Here is a 14,802-nt window from a genome sequence, read left to right on the forward strand (position 1 = left end):
GAACGACGATGAGCAACGTTGAAACCATTAAGGTGGTCCCGGCGCGTTATCCGCTGCGGGCCGTCGGCGCCGCGGTGGCGCTGTTTGTCCTGGCGGTCGTGATTCAGTCCGTGGCCTTTAACCCGCGCTGGGAGTGGGCGGTGTTTGCCCGCTGGTTCTTTGACCCGGTGATCCTTGAAGGTGTCGGGCAGACCCTGCTGCTGACGCTGATCGGCACCGCGCTGAGCGTGGTGTTTGGCGGCATGCTGGCGCTGGCGAGACTCTCTTCATCCTGGCTGCTGAGCAGCCTGGCGTGGGCCTATATCTGGCTGTTTCGGTCGCTGCCGCTGATCGTGGTGCTGATTATCCTGTACAACTTTTCCTATCTCTACGACACGCTCTCGCTCGGCGTGCCGTTTACCGGTGTTACCTGGGGCAGTTTTGAAACCATCAACGTGCTGGGGCAGTTCTCTACCGCCGTGGTGGGGCTCACCCTGGTGCAGAGCGCCTATACCGCCGAGATCGTTCGCGGTGGTTTCCTCGGGGTCGATCACGGCCAGTATGAGGCCGCCGCCGCGCTCGGTCTGCCGGCCTGGCGCCGCACGGTGCGCATCATTTTGCCTCAGGCGCTGCGCACCATTCTGCCGTCGGGGTTCAATGAAATCATCAGCCTCGCCAAGGGCACGGCGATGGTGTACGTCCTGGCGATGCCGGAGCTGTTCTATACCATCCAGATGATCTACAACCGCACGCAGGAGGTGATCCCGCTGCTGATGGTCGGTGCCGCGTGGTACCTGGCGATCACCACCGTCCTGTCCGCTATCCAGTATGGCGTCGAACGCGCGCTTGCCCGCAGCGAACGCCGCTCTGCCGTTAACCAGAACCGTGCCGCCCGTCGCACCCGTTCTGTCACCACCACGCCAGCACAGGAGCCCGTCCATGCAAGCCTCTCCTGAAGGACACATTTCGATTACCGGCGTCAGCAAGTTTTTTGGTCGCCATAAGGCGCTCGACAACGTTTCGCTGGAGATCCCGCCCGGGTCCGTGACGGTGATCCTCGGGCCGTCGGGCTCCGGTAAATCGACGCTGCTGCGCACTATTAACCACCTGGAGCGCGTTGACGAAGGCTTTATCCAGATTGACGGGGACTACATCGGCTATCGCCGTCAGGGCGACAGGCTCTATGAGCTGAAGGAGAAGGAGATCCTCAAACAGCGCGTCAACGTGGGCTACGTGTTCCAGAACTTCAATTTGTTTCCCCATCTCACGGTGCTGGAAAACCTGATCGAGGCGCCCATCGCTCATAAAAAGCTCAGCAAAAAAGAGGCGGTGGAAAGGGCGTACAGCCTGCTGGACGTGGTCGGGCTGCGTGATAAAGCCGATGCCTGGTCACGCCATCTTTCCGGCGGTCAGCAGCAGCGTATCGCCATTGCCCGCGCGCTGGCGCTGCGTCCCCGCGTGATGCTGTTTGATGAGCCCACCTCGGCGCTGGATCCGGAGCTGGTGGGAGAAGTGTTGGACGTGATCAAAAAGCTGGCCCGGTCCGGCACCACGCTGGTGGTGGTAACCCACGAGATCGGCTTTGCCCGGGAAGTGGCGGATCAGGTGGTGTTTATGGTCGACGGAAAAATTGTCGAGCAGGGAAGCAGTGACGAGGTATTAAACCGTCCGTCACATGCGCGAACGCGCCAGTTCTTGTCAAAAGTGCTGTAAGGAGCGCCAATGAAATATGGACTTCTGGCGGGGCTGGTCTTCACGACGGCGAGCCACGCCAGCATTGATTTGAAAGCCAACGAGCAGCCGCTGCCGGTGACGGTGGATCGGCAGGCCGTGGCGAAGATCCCCGCCAATTACAAATTCGTTGAGCCGGGTACGCTCACGGTCGCCGTTTCGGCGCTGAATTCTCCGCCGCTGGCGCTGCTCGCCAGCGATAACCGTACGCGCATCGGCAGCGATCCGGATATTGCCCGCCTGCTGGCGGGCAGCCTGGGGCTGAAGCTAAAGCTGGTGCCGACGGCGTGGGAGGACTGGCCGCTGGGGATCGCCTCCGGGCGCTATGACGTGGCGCTGGTGAACATTGCGGTGACCGAACAGCGTAAAGAGAAGTTTGATTTTGCGACCTACCGCGTCGATTCGCTGGCGTTTTCGGTGAAATCCACCAGCGAGATCCAGTCAATCAAAAGCGCGGAAGATCTGGCCGGGAAAAAGGTGATCGTCGGCTCTGGTACCAATCAGGAACGCATCCTTTTGGGCTGGAACGAAGAGAACAAAAAGGCGGGAAGGGCGCCTGCGCTGCCGGTCTATCTCCACGACGATGCCTCGGGCAATCTCTATATTCAGTCCGGCAGGGCGGACGTGTTCTTTGGTCCGCAGTCGGTATCGGCCTATAAGGCAGCGCTCACGGGCAAAACCCGCGTCGTCGGTTTAGGGCCGAAAAAAGCCTTTGTCGCGACCACCACCAAAAAGGGCAATGAGCTGGTGTACGCGCTGCAGGCCGCGCTGGACGGCGCGATTAATCGAGGTGATTATCAGAAGGTGCTGGCGCGCTGGGGCGAGCAGGGCGAAGCGGTGGCGCAGTCGGAGGTCAACCCGCCAGGGATAACCTACTAATGGTGCTCTATACCCAAAATAATTCGAGTTGCAGGAAGGCGGCAAGGGAACGAATCCCCGGGAGCGTACACTAGTACGTGACTGGGGTGAGTGAGTGCAGCCAACGCACCTGCAACTTGAAGTATGACGGGTATACACTTAGGGTTTTCATCCCTGAGGAGGCAACATGATTAAACTCTATGGCGTACCCGGCTGGGGCTCGGCGATCGGTGAAGTGATGCTAACCCTGGCCGATATCCCCTATCAATTTATCAACGTGGACGGGTTTGACCAGCCCGGTCCGCAGCGCGAGCTGCTGCAAAAGCTCAACCCGCTGTGTCAGGTACCCACGCTGGAGCTGGAAAATGGCGCCATCATGACCGAAACGGCGGCGATTGCCCTGATGGTGCTCGACAGATGCCCCGATCTCGCGCCGCCCGTGGGGCAGGCCGAACGCCAGCAGTTTCAGCGCTTGCTGATCTGGTTTGTGGCTAACGTCTATCCCACGTTTACGTATGCAGACTATCCCGAACGCTGGGCGCCGGATGCGCCTGAACAGCTGCAGAAAAACTGCATCGAATACCGGAAGTCCCTCTATTTGTGGTTCGAAACTCAGCTCAAGGCCGCCCCGTTTGCGTTGGGGGAACGGCTGACGCTGCTGGATGTGTATATCGCGGTGGCGCGAACCTGGGGGCCACGCCATGACTGGTTTGCGACCAATACGCCGAGGTTTACGGCTATTGCGGACACCGTATGCCAGCTGCCGGAACTGCACAAGGTGTTAAAGGCCAACGGTATTATCTGATAACGTGGAGCCCTTACTCACAACTGGAAGCCTGCATATGCCACACGTAGATATCAAATGTTTTCCCCGCGATTTGAACGACGAACAAAAAGCCGCACTGGCCGAGGATATTGCTGAGGTCATTATTCGCCATTTCAACAGCAAAGACAGCTCTGTCTCCGTTGCGTTGAATCAGGTGAACCAGGAGGACTGGAAAGCGCAGGTCTGGGATACGGAAATAGGCCCGAAGCTGGACGAGTTAATTAAAAAGCCCGGCTATTCAATGTAAGCGCACTTGCCGGGGGGAACTCTCCTCCCCGGTTTTCCCGTCTCGTCTTCCCGCTTTTTCGCAAAAATCGATAAAAATGCGTTTTATCTTATCCGTTACACTTTACGTTTCTGACTGACACATTATTAATCCTTAGGAAAGATCTTCAACAGAATCAATTAAGGACAGACACGTTAAAGGATAATTTTCCCATGACAAAATTACCCCGCTTTTCACTCGCCTTTCTTCATCCCCGTTACTGGCTAAGCTGGGCCGGCATTGCCGCACTGTGGCTCATCATGCTGCTCCCTTATCCGCTGCTGTTCAGAATCGGTCATGGCCTTGGTCGGCTGGCGATGCGCCTGCTTCCGCGCCGCGTTGAGATTGCCCGCCGTAACCTGGAGCTCTGTTTTCCGGAGATGAAAAAGGATGAACGCGAGTCACTGCTGCAGCGTAATTTTGAATCGGTAGGAATGGGAGTAATCGAAACCGGGATGGCATGGTTCTGGCCCGCGTGGCGGATGAAGAAATGCTTTACCGTGCAGGGGTATGAGCACATGGAAAAGGCGCGGGCAAAGGGTAATGGCGTGGTGCTCGTTGGCATGCATTTTCTCACCCTTGAGCTGGGCGCGCGGATCTTTGGCATGCTTAATCCCGGCATTGGGGTGTATCGTCCGAATAATAACGCGCTGCTGGACTGGCTTCAGACGCGCGGACGCCTGCGCTCCAATAAAACCATGCTCGATCGTCATGATTTAAAGGGCATGATCCGCTCGCTGAAGCAGAATGAGATTTTGTGGTATGCCCCGGATCATGACTACGGCAAAACCAATAGCGTCTTTGTGCCGTTCTTTGCAGTTCCGAATGCCGCCACGACCGCTGGAAGCTACATGCTGGTCAAAAGCGCTAAGCCTGCCGTCATTCCCTTTGTGCCGCGGCGCAGGGCGGATGGCACCGGTTACGAGCTGATCATTCTGGAAGATATCAGTGAGGCGTTGCAGGGCGGCGATAAAGAAGCCGTGGCGACGCAGATGAACAGGGCGATTGAACAGGCGGTACGGATGGCGCCAGAACAGTATATGTGGCTGCACCGTCGCTTCAAAACGCGACCTGAAGGTGTCCCTGACCGGTATGCCCGTCTGAAACAGGCGGCAACTCGGGGTGATAGTCTCTCCGCCAGCGAATTTTCTGACCGCTCAGGCGTACGGCACTAAACCCTCAGTAATGCCCTCACCCTGCGGTGAGGGCATGACCAGCGCTACAGCGCAGACCGGCGGTACGGCGCATAGTCCGCCTGCCACCAGGTCTTCTCAATACGCGCCATCAGCGTCTCATCATCTATCGACGGAGCCACGCCCTGTTCAATCGCGGCCCGGGCGACGGCGACGGCAATCTGGCGTGAAACCGTTTCAATCTGATCTACCGGCGGCAGCAATCCGCCTTTTTCCGTGGTGACCAGCGGAGACTGCGCGGCCAGGTTGCGGCTTGCTGCCATCAGCATCTCTTCCGTCACCCGGCGCGCGTTGCAGGCCAGCACGCCCAGCCCCAGGCCCGGGAAAATATAGGCGTTGTTACACTGGGCGATCTCGTAGTGTTCATTCTCCCAGAATACCGGGGCGAACGGGCTGCCGGTGGCCACCAGCGCGGCACCCTGGGTCCAGGCAATAAGATCCTGCGGCTGGGCTTCCGCCCGCGAGGTCGGATTCGAGAGCGGCATGATGATTGGGCGCGGACAGTGGCGATGCATCTCTTTGACAATCTCTTCGCTGAACAGCCCCGGCTGGCCTGAAACGCCGATCATCACCGTGGGATGCGCGTTTTTCACCACGTCCAGCAGGGAAATATTTTGCGAGTCTACCTGCCAGCTGCAAACGGCGTCGCGCGCGGTAAGCAGGTTTTTCTGGAAATCGAGCAGGTTGGTCATGTCGTCGGTCAGCAGGCCGAAACGATCGACCATAAAGATCCGACTGCGGGCTTCGGACTCGGTCAGGCCGTCATCCACCATCAGCGCCACAATTTTTTCAGCTATTCCGCATCCGGCAGAGCCGCTGCCCAGGAAGACCACGCGCTGGTCGCGAATGCGCGTGCCCGCCGCATGCGCCGCCGCCATCAGCGTACCGGCGGTGACGGCGGCCGTGCCCTGGATATCATCATTGAAGCAGCACAGCTGGTCGCGGTAGCGCTGGAGCAGCCTGGTAGCGTTTTTCTGCGCAAAGTCTTCAAACTGCAGGAGAACATTGGGCCAGCGCGCTTTAACGGTGCTGACAAACATATCCATAAACTCAGCGTACTGGTCGTCGCTGATGCGCGGGTGGCGCCAGCCCATGTACATCGGGTCGTCGAGGTGTTGCTGATTATTGGTGCCGACATCCAGCATAATCGGCAGGGTAGAGGCCGGATGGATCCCTCCACAGGCGGTATACAGCGACAGCTTGCCAATTGGGATGCCCATTCCGCCGATACCCTGATCGCCAAGCCCTAAAATACGTTCCCCGTCCGTCACCACAATCACGCGAACGTCGTTGCGCGAAAAGCTTTGCAGCATCTCATCAATACGATGGCGATTCGGCCATGAAATAAACAGGCCGCGCGCGCGTCGATAAATCGTAGAGAAATGCTCGCAGGCTTCACCGACCGTCGGGGTATAGATAATCGGTAACGTCTCTTTCAGGTGCGAACGCAGGAGGTTATAAAAAAGAGTTTCATTGGTGTCCTGAATATTTCGCAGGTATACATGACGCGAAATATCGCTTTTAAAATGACAGAACTGCACCCAGGCGCGCTCGGTTTGTTCCTCAATCGTTTCAACGTTGTGCGGCAATAACCCATGAAGATTAAAATTGTCACGCTCTTCTTTAATAAATGCGAGCCCTTTATTTAGCAGCGGATTTTCCAGCAATACGGCCCCGTTATAGGGGGTGTACAGAACTTCTTTCCGGGACATGGTTAACTCCTGAATTTTTATATAAAGCAGATTAAGAAATAAAATAGATCATAATGCCTTCGGTCACGACCCCGACGGCAGTGCCAATTAATATGGAAGAGGATGCGGTATCAATATAGGTATCGCTGCGTAAGGCAAACATCCCCGCGGCAATAGCGGAAGGCGTTGCGCCAATAATCACGACCTGCTGCAGTAAGGTATGGCTCAGGCCAAAGGCGATCCCCGCGGCGGCCATCATTGCCGGCTGAATAAGGTTTTTGATACTGATATTGGTAAACGTCTGCACGTTCAGTTTTGGACGTTCACCGTAAAACAACAGGCCGAGGGCAAACAGGGACAGTCCGCCTGAAACTTTGCCAACCATTTCGATAGGCATGCTGAGAATAGAAGGGATTTGCACGCCGGCCAGACTGAGCAATACGCCGGAGACCGGGATCCAGACGATAGGATTGCGTGCCGCCTTGATGAGGTTTTGCACGATCATCGCGCCCGGGTGCAGCGCCTCCAGGCCATCTTGACCGTTTTTATCACCCATACGAATCAGGACGATAGTCAGGGGGATCATGATAACGCTGGTAATAATATTGCCAATCAGCACGCCGATAAATCCTTCCGGCCCAATCAAGACCGCCAGGACCGGTGCGCCAAAGTAGGCCATATCGGGAAAGGCGCAAACCAGAGACTGAATGGCGCTGGTTTTGATATCGTGGCGAAAAACGTAGCGCGAAATAAATAGCGTCAGTAAATACGACCCCATTAAACCGACAACTAAAACGGTCATAAAGGTCAGGTTCTTAATTTTATTGGGATCGGTATGCAATGCACCGATAAAAAGATGGAAAGGAAGGGCGAAACGAATCACCACGGTTGCCATGACGTTTGCATCTTCACGCCGGGAATATCCCAGCTTTCCACTTAGCCATCCAAGTAACATTATAAAGACGAGCGGAAACAGTGACTGTAATAGTAATGAAGGCATAGTATTTCCTGTAGGGTATTTTATGTGTTTTATTGCAGCGCTAATCTAGCGCTTAGAAAGCAGGGCAGGAGTGACAAGGGTCACACTCTCTCTGGTTTTATTAATTTCAAAAAGATTGCATTAGTTGGATAACTAATATTTTCGTCAAATATTGATAAGACGCAAGAAAGCAACATTAGCTGTTATAAATAACTTTAGTTACTTAATGATGAATTAAGTTATTTAAAAGCAAAGAGCCAGATTGTTCACATTTCTACCCGCAGGCCCGTGATAATTTCATCGTGAGCCTGTTTTTAGAAAAGGCCATCTAAGTCTTTATTTATATTTAAGAACATTTATTCGTATCAGGAATAGTTCCAGTTATTCCTTTCTCTGTTTATCCGAACATAAATTCAGGTGATTATATGAAAGATAATCCTGTACCGACTTCAGAACTGTCGACCTCGCGTTTTGCCTTTGGGCTCAACAATACCGAGGTGGGCACGGTCCCGTTGATGCTGTTCGTCGGGATTGCCGCGATTGTGGCGACGTCCGCCTGGGCAGGGCTGCTGCCGAAAAATATGATAGGTGGACTCGCGGTCATCATGACCCTCGGTTTCGCCTTTGCCAAAGTGGGGCGTCAAATTCCGGTGCTGAAGGATATCGGCGGCCCTGCGATCCTGTGCCTGATGGTCCCCTCCGTGCTGGTCTATTTTGGCGTATTCGGGAAACATACCCTTGATACCGTGCATCTGCTGATGAAAGAGGCGAATCTGCTCTATTTCGTCATCGCCTGCCTGGTGGTCGGCAGCATTCTGGGGATGAACCGGGTGCTGCTGATCCAGGGGATGATGCGCATGTTTGTTCCGCTGGTGGCCGGAACATGCATGGCCGTGCTGAGCGGCCTCATTGTGGGCTCACTGTTTGGTTATACGCCTTACCACACCTTCTTCTTCATCATTGTGCCTATTATCGGCGGCGGGATCGGCGAGGGGATTTTGCCGCTGTCCCTGGCCTATTCGGCAATACTGGGGCAGACGCCGGACGTCTACGTTGCGCAGCTGGCACCCGCTGCGGTCGTCGGGAATATCTTCGCCATTATTTGTGCGGGATCGCTGGCGCGTCTCGGCGCGAAACGTCCTGCGCTTTCGGGAAATGGCATGCTTACGCGGAGTAAAGACGACGCCAGCCTGTTTGCCGGGGCGCAGAGCACGCAGCAGACGGATTTTCATCTGATGGGGGGCGGATTGCTGATGGTGTGCGCGTTTTTCATCGTCGGCGGATTGTTTGAAAAACTGGTACACATTCCCGGCCCGGTGCTGATGATCCTGATTGCCGTTCTGTGTAAATACTTCAGGGTGATCCCGGCCTCAATGGAGCAGGGCGCGCACAGCTGCTATAAATTCGTCTCGGCTGCGCTGGTCTGGCCGCTGATGATCGGCCTCGGGATGTTATACGTGCCGCTTGAGAGCGTGGTGTCGGTCTTCTCGGTGGGATACGTGGTGGTATGCGGTTCGGTTGTGATTGCGATGGCGCTGAGCGGCTACTTTATCGCGTCGCGACTGAATATGTATCCTGTGGAAGCGGCCATTGTAACCTGCTGCCACAGCGGGCTGGGCGGAACGGGGGACGTGGCCATTTTGTCCGCGTCTAACCGGATGTCGCTCATGCCGTTCGCGCAGATTGCCACCCGCATCGGCGGCGCGTCGACGGTGATTTTCGCCACGCTGCTGATGGGGTGGATTATGGCGCACTGATCCGAAACGTCAGGATGCTGAATCGCAACGACATTTTCAGGATGCCGCTGCGGTTCAGTCCTTTATAAAACTCACCGTGCTGTATAGAATTACCGCATCCACAGCGACGGGATACCACACGATGACCGGAAGAGTTGATTATCAGATTGAAAAATACCTCCTTACCGAAGCCGCCGAGCCGGAGCGCCTGACGCGCCAGTGGGCTGAGGTGATGGAGGAGTGTCGTGAGCAAAAGTCCGGTGCTGAGGAGCGACTGCGCCTCGCGTTGCTTAATGTGGATTACGTCACCAGCTTCGAGCTGCCCTTCAGGTTGCTCCTTACCCGTGCGCCCCAGCTGATAGACATTGTCAGAAAAGAGCTTCAGCTCAGTCAGAAAAATGTTCTGTTTAACGGCAAGCGCTTTGGCTGCGTCTATAGCCTGAAAAGGGATCTCGACGGAATACCTGACGAATTTACCTATCAGCTGAAAACGCGTATCCAGCGCAGTGACGCGACAGGATGCAATGAAGCGCCTTACCGGCAAATTGCCCAGCAGGTTAAAGCCCCCCGCGAACGACTTAAGCTGGCGCTGGAAAATGGGTTAGCGATAACGGCACTCGACGGGCTTTTCTGGTTTGGCATTCAGCGCATCGCGGCCGATGTGCAGAGATTACGCAAAACGGGGATGAGGATCGTGACGTCCGACGCCGAGGTGTTTGATACTCTCACCAAAACAACCCGGCGGATCCCTGTTTATAGCCTTGCTCGCCCGGAATGAGTGTTCGCCGCTGACCGGTCGACGGCATCAAACATGACGGAAAATTGCGGCCAGTTTTTTTACAGCGTCTTCTATCTCCCTTTCCGTGTAAGCAGCAAATCCCATCAAAAAACCGGTGGACGCGGGAGGACATGCATATAAATTGGTAAGACCAAGTATATCAACACCCGCGCGGCGGGCGGCGGTGGCTATTTCTTTCTCGGATATGCCGTGCTTCAGGTGACAAGGCATTTGCATTCCCCCCGCAGGCGTTTCACAGGTAACATATTCGGAGAGATATTCGTCCATCATGCTTGCCAGCGCGTCGCGACGAGCAACATAAATACTCCGCATCTTACGAACATAGGCGCCAAAATGGCCCCCCTCCAGAAATTTAGCCAGCGTCAGCTGGGTTATTGAGGCGGTGTGACCATCCATTAATGTCCTCGCCATGGTAAAGGGCTCTATCAGTTCTGAGGGAACGATGGTGTAGGCAATACGTAGCCCAGGGAACAGAGACTTGGTGAACGTGCCGATATAAATTGTCCGGTTGGAAGTATCAAGCCCCTGAAGACTGGCCATAGGCTTGCCTTCGTAGTGAAACTCACTGTCATAGTCGTCCTCAATGATCCAGGCTCCGTAACGGTTTGCCCATTTAACAACTGCCAGTCGTCGGTCAAGAGAGAGCGTCACCCCGGTAGGGTACTGATGAGAAGGCGTCAGGTAGATCGCCCTGGCAGGCTCGGTCAGAGAATTAAGACCGTCAACCGAGATGCCTTTTTCATCAAGAGGAACCGGAATACAGCGAAGCCCTGCAGCGTTGAACGCTTTGTGCGCCCCTTGATAGGAGGGATCTTCAATGACAATGCCATCACCGGCGTCCATCAGCACGTGGGAACAGAGCGCAAGCGCCTGTTGAGAACTTGTCAGAACGATGACCTGTTCTGCCCTCGCACGCGTTCCGCGCTCAAGATTGACGTATTCCGCAATTGCCCGTCGCAGGCGCTCTATACCCTGTGGGGGACTTTGCTCTAACGCCTGGTGCTGAAACTCCTTCAGGACCTGTCGCTGAAGACGCTCCCAGATCGGAATGGGAAACATGCGGGTTTCAGGAATGCCGGGCGCAAGGGGGCGAGGGGAGGAAAATTCTCGGATCCCGCCGCTTTCATAAACGATCTTTCCCCGGACGCTGAGTTTTGCTTTTCGTATCTCAGCGGTTGGCTGATGCTGTCGAGGACGGGGTTTTAAAAAACGTGCGCTGGAAGAGACGAAGCTCCCTCTGCCTGTTTGTCTCTCAATAAAACCTTCGGCATGCAGGCTGGAGTAGGCCGCTTCAATGGTATCCCGGGAAACGCAGAGAGAAGCTGCCAGAGCGCGTGAGGCAGGAAGGGCCTTACCGTGAGATAATACCCCTTCCAGTATCAGCGTCCGTATTGCTCTCTGGATCCTTTCATGAAGCGGTAGCGATCCGTTAGCGGGGTCGATAATCCATGCCTTAACCGTTTCAAGCTGTGCGTGCTTAAACATTACGTTGTCCACTTTTCCTGTGTGTCTTTTGATTCTAAAGCAATATTGCATGCAGAAGGATGAAAAATTGGTCTGCCTTGATGGCGAGAATTGGCGGGGCAAAACGTGCCATTCAGCGAATACACTCTTCCTGAAACGAATAAACGGGTGACCAAAGAGGCAATATGAATAATACGAGCGTAATAATTGAGGCAGTTAAAGAACGTGATTTTGAAAGCTGGATGCCACTATGGGGAAAATATCAGGCGTTTTACAACGTCGATCTGTCCGGGGCAATTACTGAACGAACCTGGCAACGATTTTTCAGCCCCGTTGAGCCGCTATTCTGCGTGGTTGCACGATGTAATGGAGACGTAGTGGGTTTTGCGCATTATCTCTTTCATCGTTCGACCTGGGCTGAGAGCGATTACTGCTACCTCGAAGATTTATACGTCTGCGAAGCCGTAAGGGGCAAACATATTGGCAAACAGTTAATAGAATATGTTCAGAGAGAAGCGAGAAAACATCACGCCAGCCACCTTTACTGGCATACGCATGAAGCCAACTATCGCGGGCAACGATTGTACGACTGGATTGCGAAGAAAAGTGGAATGATTGAATATCGTATGCAGGTTAGATAAATCCCTTCGCTGACGTAATGCCCCCTCAAATATGTACGGGGCATTTTTCAGGAAAAAACAGGCATGCCCTTATGATTTGGCCTGTAAAAGTATCTCCATCAGCCCTGGAAAACGGGCATCCAGATCCTCTCTTCGCAACGAAATCATGTTCTCCCGCCCCTGCGGGCGCTGCCAGATCACGCCGCTGTCGCGCAGAACGCGCCAGTGGTGCGTCATTGTCGACTTTACTACATCCTCCGGGCGCAGCGCGTTACAGCTGAGTTCGCTGCCATCGGCGAGCCGGCGAATAATCGACAGCCGGAGCGGATTGCCGAGGGCAAACAGCACATTTTCCAGCAGTATTTGTTCAGTTTCAGGGTGGTTTGGGATCATCGTTTTCCTGCGTTTGGCGTCAGATTGAGCTATATCAACAATAGGTCAACCGTTAAAAAATAGTTCGATAATACTCGTACAATAGGACTATTATAGCAAACGAACGAATGCACGACCATCCTGGTCGTCACAGACAAGTCATAAGACTTAAGGAAATATCATGCCCCGACCCATCCCTCTCGAACGTTATCGCAACATCGGTATCTCCGCGCATATCGATGCCGGTAAAACCACCACCACCGAGCGCATCCTGTTTTATACCGGGATGAGCCACAAGCTGGGTGAAGTACACGATGGCGCGGCAACCACTGACTGGATGGCGCAGGAGCAAGAGCGCGGGATCACCATTACGTCCGCGGCGGTTAGCTGCTTCTGGCCAGGCATGGACAGAGGCTATGAGCCGCACCGGATTAACATCATCGACACCCCGGGGCACGTGGATTTCACCATTGAGGTGGAACGTTCCATGCGCGTACTCGACGGCGCCGTGATGGTGTATGACTCCGTGGGAGGCGTGCAGCCGCAGTCGGAAACCGTCTGGCGTCAGGCCAATAAATATCACGTTCCGCGACTGGCCTTCGTCAACAAAATGGACCGTGCGGGTGCCGATTTCTTCCGCGTCGTGCGGATGATGCAGGAGCGCCTGAAGGCCAATCCGGTGCCGATTGTCATTCCGGTGGGCGCAGAAGATCATTTCACCGGCGTGGTGGACCTCATCAAGATGCGCACCATTCTGTGGGACGATGCGACGCAGGGCATGGTGTTTACCTATGCGCCCGTGCCGGACGATTTGGTCAGTACCGCCCAGGAATGGCGGGAAAAAATGGTCTCTGCGGCGGCGGAAGCCAGCGATGAACTGATGGATAAGTACCTGGAAACGGGCGACCTGACGGAAGCGGAAATTATCAAAGGGCTACGTATTCGCACCATCTCGGGTGAAATTCAGCCGATGCTGTGCGGCAGCGCGTTCAAAAATAAAGGCGTGCAGCGCATGCTCGATGCGGTCATTGAGCTCATGCCGTCGCCGCTGGACGTGCCGGCGATTGATGGCGTGGATGAAAAAGGGCAGCACGCGGAGCGTCATCCGAGCGATGATGAGCCGTTCTCGGCCCTGGCGTTCAAGCTGATGAGCGATCCGTACGTAGGGCAACTGACCTTTATCCGCGTGTACTCTGGCGTGCTGCGCAAAGGTGACGCGGTGTATAACCCGGTGAAAGGGAAGAAAGAGCGCATCGGGCGTATCGTGCTGATGCATGCCAACGATCGTCACGAGGTGGACGAACTGCGCGCCGGAGACATCGCGGCCTGCGTTGGGCTGAAGGATGTGACTACCGGCGACACGCTCACCGATCCTAATGCAGTGATCACGCTTGAACGCATGGAGTTCCCGGACCCGGTTATCTCGCTGGCGATCGAGCCGAAAACTAAGGCCGATCAGGAGAAAATGGGGATCGCGCTGCAGCGTCTGGCGGCGGAAGATCCATCGTTTCGCCTGCATACTGACGAAGAGTCCGGCCAGACCATTATCTCCGGGATGGGTGAGCTACACCTTGAGATCATCGTCGACCGCATGAAGCGTGAGTTTGGCGTCGAGGCCAATATTGGCCGCCCACAGGTAACCTACCGTGAAACCCTGCGTAAAACGGTGAAGGATATCGAAGGTAAATTTGTTCGTCAGTCCGGCGGTAAAGGGCAGTACGGCCATGTGGTGCTGAGCCTGGAACCGCTGGAGCCCGGAAGTGGCTTTAAATTTGAAGATGCCACCAAGGGCGGCGTGGTGCCGCGCGAGTACATCCCGTCCGTTGAGAAAGGGCTGCGGGAAGCGATGAACAGCGGCGTGCTGGCGGGCTATCCGGTTGTCGATGTCAAAGCGACGCTGACGTTTGGCTCGTATCACGACGTTGACTCCTCGGAGATGGCGTTCCGCATGGCGGCGATCCTCGGCTTCAAAGAGGGCGCCCGCAGGGCGGACCCGGTGATCCTTGAACCGATCATGCACGTGGAGGTGGAAACGCCGGAAGAGTACGCCGGTAACATCATGGGCGATCTCTCTTCCCGCCGCGGCATGGTGCAGGGGATGGCGGAGCAGTACGGAAGCCAGATTATTCGCGCTGACGTGCCGCTGGCAGAGATGTTTGGTTATGCCACGACATTGCGCTCGATGTCCCAGGGACGCGCGACGTATACGATGGAGTTCCATCATTTTGCGGAAGCCCCGCGGAATGTTGCGGATGAGATTATTGCGCGGCGTGCGAAGTAATACGGTTA

The 14,802-nt window shown here is 55.2% G+C and carries 14 protein-coding genes; 10 read left to right on the forward strand and 4 right to left on the reverse strand.

The features are described 5' to 3' along the window. Nucleotides 1–8: 8 nt before the first annotated feature. The 6 genes from WM95_RS13895 to WM95_RS13920 all read left to right on the forward strand — a co-directional run bounded on the left by WM95_RS13895 (nt 9) and on the right by WM95_RS13920 (nt 4,834). The gene (locus WM95_RS13895; protein ID WP_088544808.1) at nt 9–935 is read left to right on the forward strand and encodes an amino acid ABC transporter permease; all 927 of its coding nucleotides are present in this window, start codon (nt 9–11) and stop codon (nt 933–935) included. Further along, complete coding sequence (locus tag WM95_RS13900) at nt 919–1,692, forward strand: amino acid ABC transporter ATP-binding protein (RefSeq protein WP_024909602.1); 774 nt, start codon at nt 919–921, stop codon at nt 1,690–1,692. The genes WM95_RS13895 and WM95_RS13900 overlap by 17 nt, the downstream gene beginning before the upstream one ends. Before the next feature lie 9 nt (nt 1,693–1,701). Further along, complete coding sequence (locus WM95_RS13905) at nt 1,702–2,589, forward strand: transporter substrate-binding domain-containing protein (protein ID WP_063409410.1); 888 nt, start codon at nt 1,702–1,704, stop codon at nt 2,587–2,589. A 166-nt stretch (nt 2,590–2,755) separates the two neighbouring features. After that, nucleotides 2,756–3,373 (forward strand): glutathione S-transferase family protein, encoded by a 618-nt coding sequence (locus WM95_RS13910; RefSeq protein ID WP_023311965.1) that lies wholly within the window; start codon nt 2,756–2,758, stop codon nt 3,371–3,373. Nucleotides 3,374–3,410: 37 nt separating this feature from the next. Continuing rightward, on the forward strand, nt 3,411–3,641 hold the full coding sequence (gene pptA, locus WM95_RS13915; RefSeq protein ID WP_023311964.1) for a tautomerase PptA: 231 nt from the start codon (nt 3,411–3,413) through the stop codon (nt 3,639–3,641). Between the two features lie 191 nt (nt 3,642–3,832). Further along, entirely contained in the window at nt 3,833–4,834 is a 1,002-nt protein-coding gene (locus tag WM95_RS13920) for a Kdo(2)-lipid IV(A) acyltransferase (RefSeq protein ID WP_063409409.1), read from the forward strand. A 44-nt stretch (nt 4,835–4,878) separates the two neighbouring features. On the opposite strand, the gene WM95_RS13925 is transcribed toward WM95_RS13920, so the two are convergent. Then, on the reverse strand, nt 4,879–6,564 hold the full coding sequence (locus WM95_RS13925; protein ID WP_059446783.1) for an NAD-dependent malic enzyme: 1,686 nt from the start codon (nt 6,562–6,564) through the stop codon (nt 4,879–4,881). Between the two features lie 31 nt (nt 6,565–6,595). Continuing rightward, nucleotides 6,596–7,543 (reverse strand): AEC family transporter, encoded by a 948-nt coding sequence (locus tag WM95_RS13930; protein ID WP_059446784.1) that lies wholly within the window; start codon nt 7,541–7,543, stop codon nt 6,596–6,598. A 404-nt stretch (nt 7,544–7,947) separates the two neighbouring features. On the opposite strand from WM95_RS13930, the gene WM95_RS13935 reads away from it, so the two are divergent. Further along, a complete protein-coding gene (locus WM95_RS13935; RefSeq protein ID WP_033145663.1) occupies nt 7,948–9,279 on the forward strand; it encodes a 2-hydroxycarboxylate transporter family protein in 1,332 nt (443 codons plus the stop codon). A 121-nt stretch (nt 9,280–9,400) separates the two neighbouring features. Then, entirely contained in the window at nt 9,401–10,036 is a 636-nt protein-coding gene (locus WM95_RS13940) for a helix-turn-helix domain-containing protein (RefSeq protein ID WP_063409408.1), read from the forward strand. Nucleotides 10,037–10,063: 27 nt separating this feature from the next. Here the strand turns inward: WM95_RS13940 and pdxR are convergent, their stop codons facing one another. Continuing rightward, nucleotides 10,064–11,542 carry a MocR-like pyridoxine biosynthesis transcription factor PdxR gene (gene pdxR / locus WM95_RS13945; RefSeq protein ID WP_063409407.1) on the reverse strand — a complete coding sequence of 493 codons (1,479 nt, stop codon included), beginning with the start codon at nt 11,540–11,542 and terminating at the stop codon, nt 10,064–10,066. 164 nt (nt 11,543–11,706) lie between these two features. Between pdxR and WM95_RS13950 the strand changes: the two genes are divergently transcribed. Next, nucleotides 11,707–12,162: a GNAT family N-acetyltransferase gene (locus tag WM95_RS13950; RefSeq protein WP_023311957.1), complete on the forward strand. Its 456-nt coding sequence runs from the start codon at nt 11,707–11,709 to the stop codon at nt 12,160–12,162. 69 nt (nt 12,163–12,231) lie between these two features. Here the strand turns inward: WM95_RS13950 and WM95_RS13955 are convergent, their stop codons facing one another. Next, nucleotides 12,232–12,534 (reverse strand): ArsR/SmtB family transcription factor, encoded by a 303-nt coding sequence (locus WM95_RS13955; protein WP_045354132.1) that lies wholly within the window; start codon nt 12,532–12,534, stop codon nt 12,232–12,234. A 160-nt stretch (nt 12,535–12,694) separates the two neighbouring features. Here WM95_RS13955 and fusA point away from each other — a divergent pair, with 160 nt between their 5' ends. Further along, nucleotides 12,695–14,794, forward strand: a complete 2,100-nt coding sequence (gene fusA, locus WM95_RS13960) for an elongation factor G (protein ID WP_023311955.1) — start codon at nt 12,695–12,697, stop codon at nt 14,792–14,794. Nucleotides 14,795–14,802 lie beyond the last annotated feature (8 nt).

The sequence above is a fragment of the Enterobacter cloacae complex sp. ECNIH7 genome (assembly GCF_002208095.1).
GTDB lineage: Bacteria > Pseudomonadota > Gammaproteobacteria > Enterobacterales > Enterobacteriaceae > Enterobacter > Enterobacter cloacae_M.

What these genes read in the sequence shown, in the direction of transcription:
- WM95_RS13895 (WP_088544808.1), top strand. Translation starts at nt 9, where the DNA reads ATGAGCAACGTTGAAACCATTAAGGTGGTCCCGGCGCGTTATCCGCTG.
- fusA (WP_023311955.1), top strand. Translation starts at nt 12,695, where the DNA reads ATGCCCCGACCCATCCCTCTCGAACGTTATCGCAACATCGGTATCTCC.
- WM95_RS13900 (WP_024909602.1), top strand. Translation starts at nt 919, where the DNA reads ATGCAAGCCTCTCCTGAAGGACACATTTCGATTACCGGCGTCAGCAAG.
- WM95_RS13925 (WP_059446783.1), bottom strand. Translation starts at nt 6,564, where the DNA reads ATGTCCCGGAAAGAAGTTCTGTACACCCCCTATAACGGGGCCGTATTG.
- WM95_RS13910 (WP_023311965.1), top strand. Translation starts at nt 2,756, where the DNA reads ATGATTAAACTCTATGGCGTACCCGGCTGGGGCTCGGCGATCGGTGAA.
- WM95_RS13930 (WP_059446784.1), bottom strand. Translation starts at nt 7,543, where the DNA reads ATGCCTTCATTACTATTACAGTCACTGTTTCCGCTCGTCTTTATAATG.
- WM95_RS13935 (WP_033145663.1), top strand. Translation starts at nt 7,948, where the DNA reads ATGAAAGATAATCCTGTACCGACTTCAGAACTGTCGACCTCGCGTTTT.
- WM95_RS13920 (WP_063409409.1), top strand. Translation starts at nt 3,833, where the DNA reads ATGACAAAATTACCCCGCTTTTCACTCGCCTTTCTTCATCCCCGTTAC.
- WM95_RS13955 (WP_045354132.1), bottom strand. Translation starts at nt 12,534, where the DNA reads ATGATCCCAAACCACCCTGAAACTGAACAAATACTGCTGGAAAATGTG.
- pdxR (WP_063409407.1), bottom strand. Translation starts at nt 11,542, where the DNA reads ATGTTTAAGCACGCACAGCTTGAAACGGTTAAGGCATGGATTATCGAC.
- WM95_RS13950 (WP_023311957.1), top strand. Translation starts at nt 11,707, where the DNA reads ATGAATAATACGAGCGTAATAATTGAGGCAGTTAAAGAACGTGATTTT.
- WM95_RS13940 (WP_063409408.1), top strand. Translation starts at nt 9,401, where the DNA reads ATGACCGGAAGAGTTGATTATCAGATTGAAAAATACCTCCTTACCGAA.
- WM95_RS13905 (WP_063409410.1), top strand. Translation starts at nt 1,702, where the DNA reads ATGAAATATGGACTTCTGGCGGGGCTGGTCTTCACGACGGCGAGCCAC.
- pptA (WP_023311964.1), top strand. Translation starts at nt 3,411, where the DNA reads ATGCCACACGTAGATATCAAATGTTTTCCCCGCGATTTGAACGACGAA.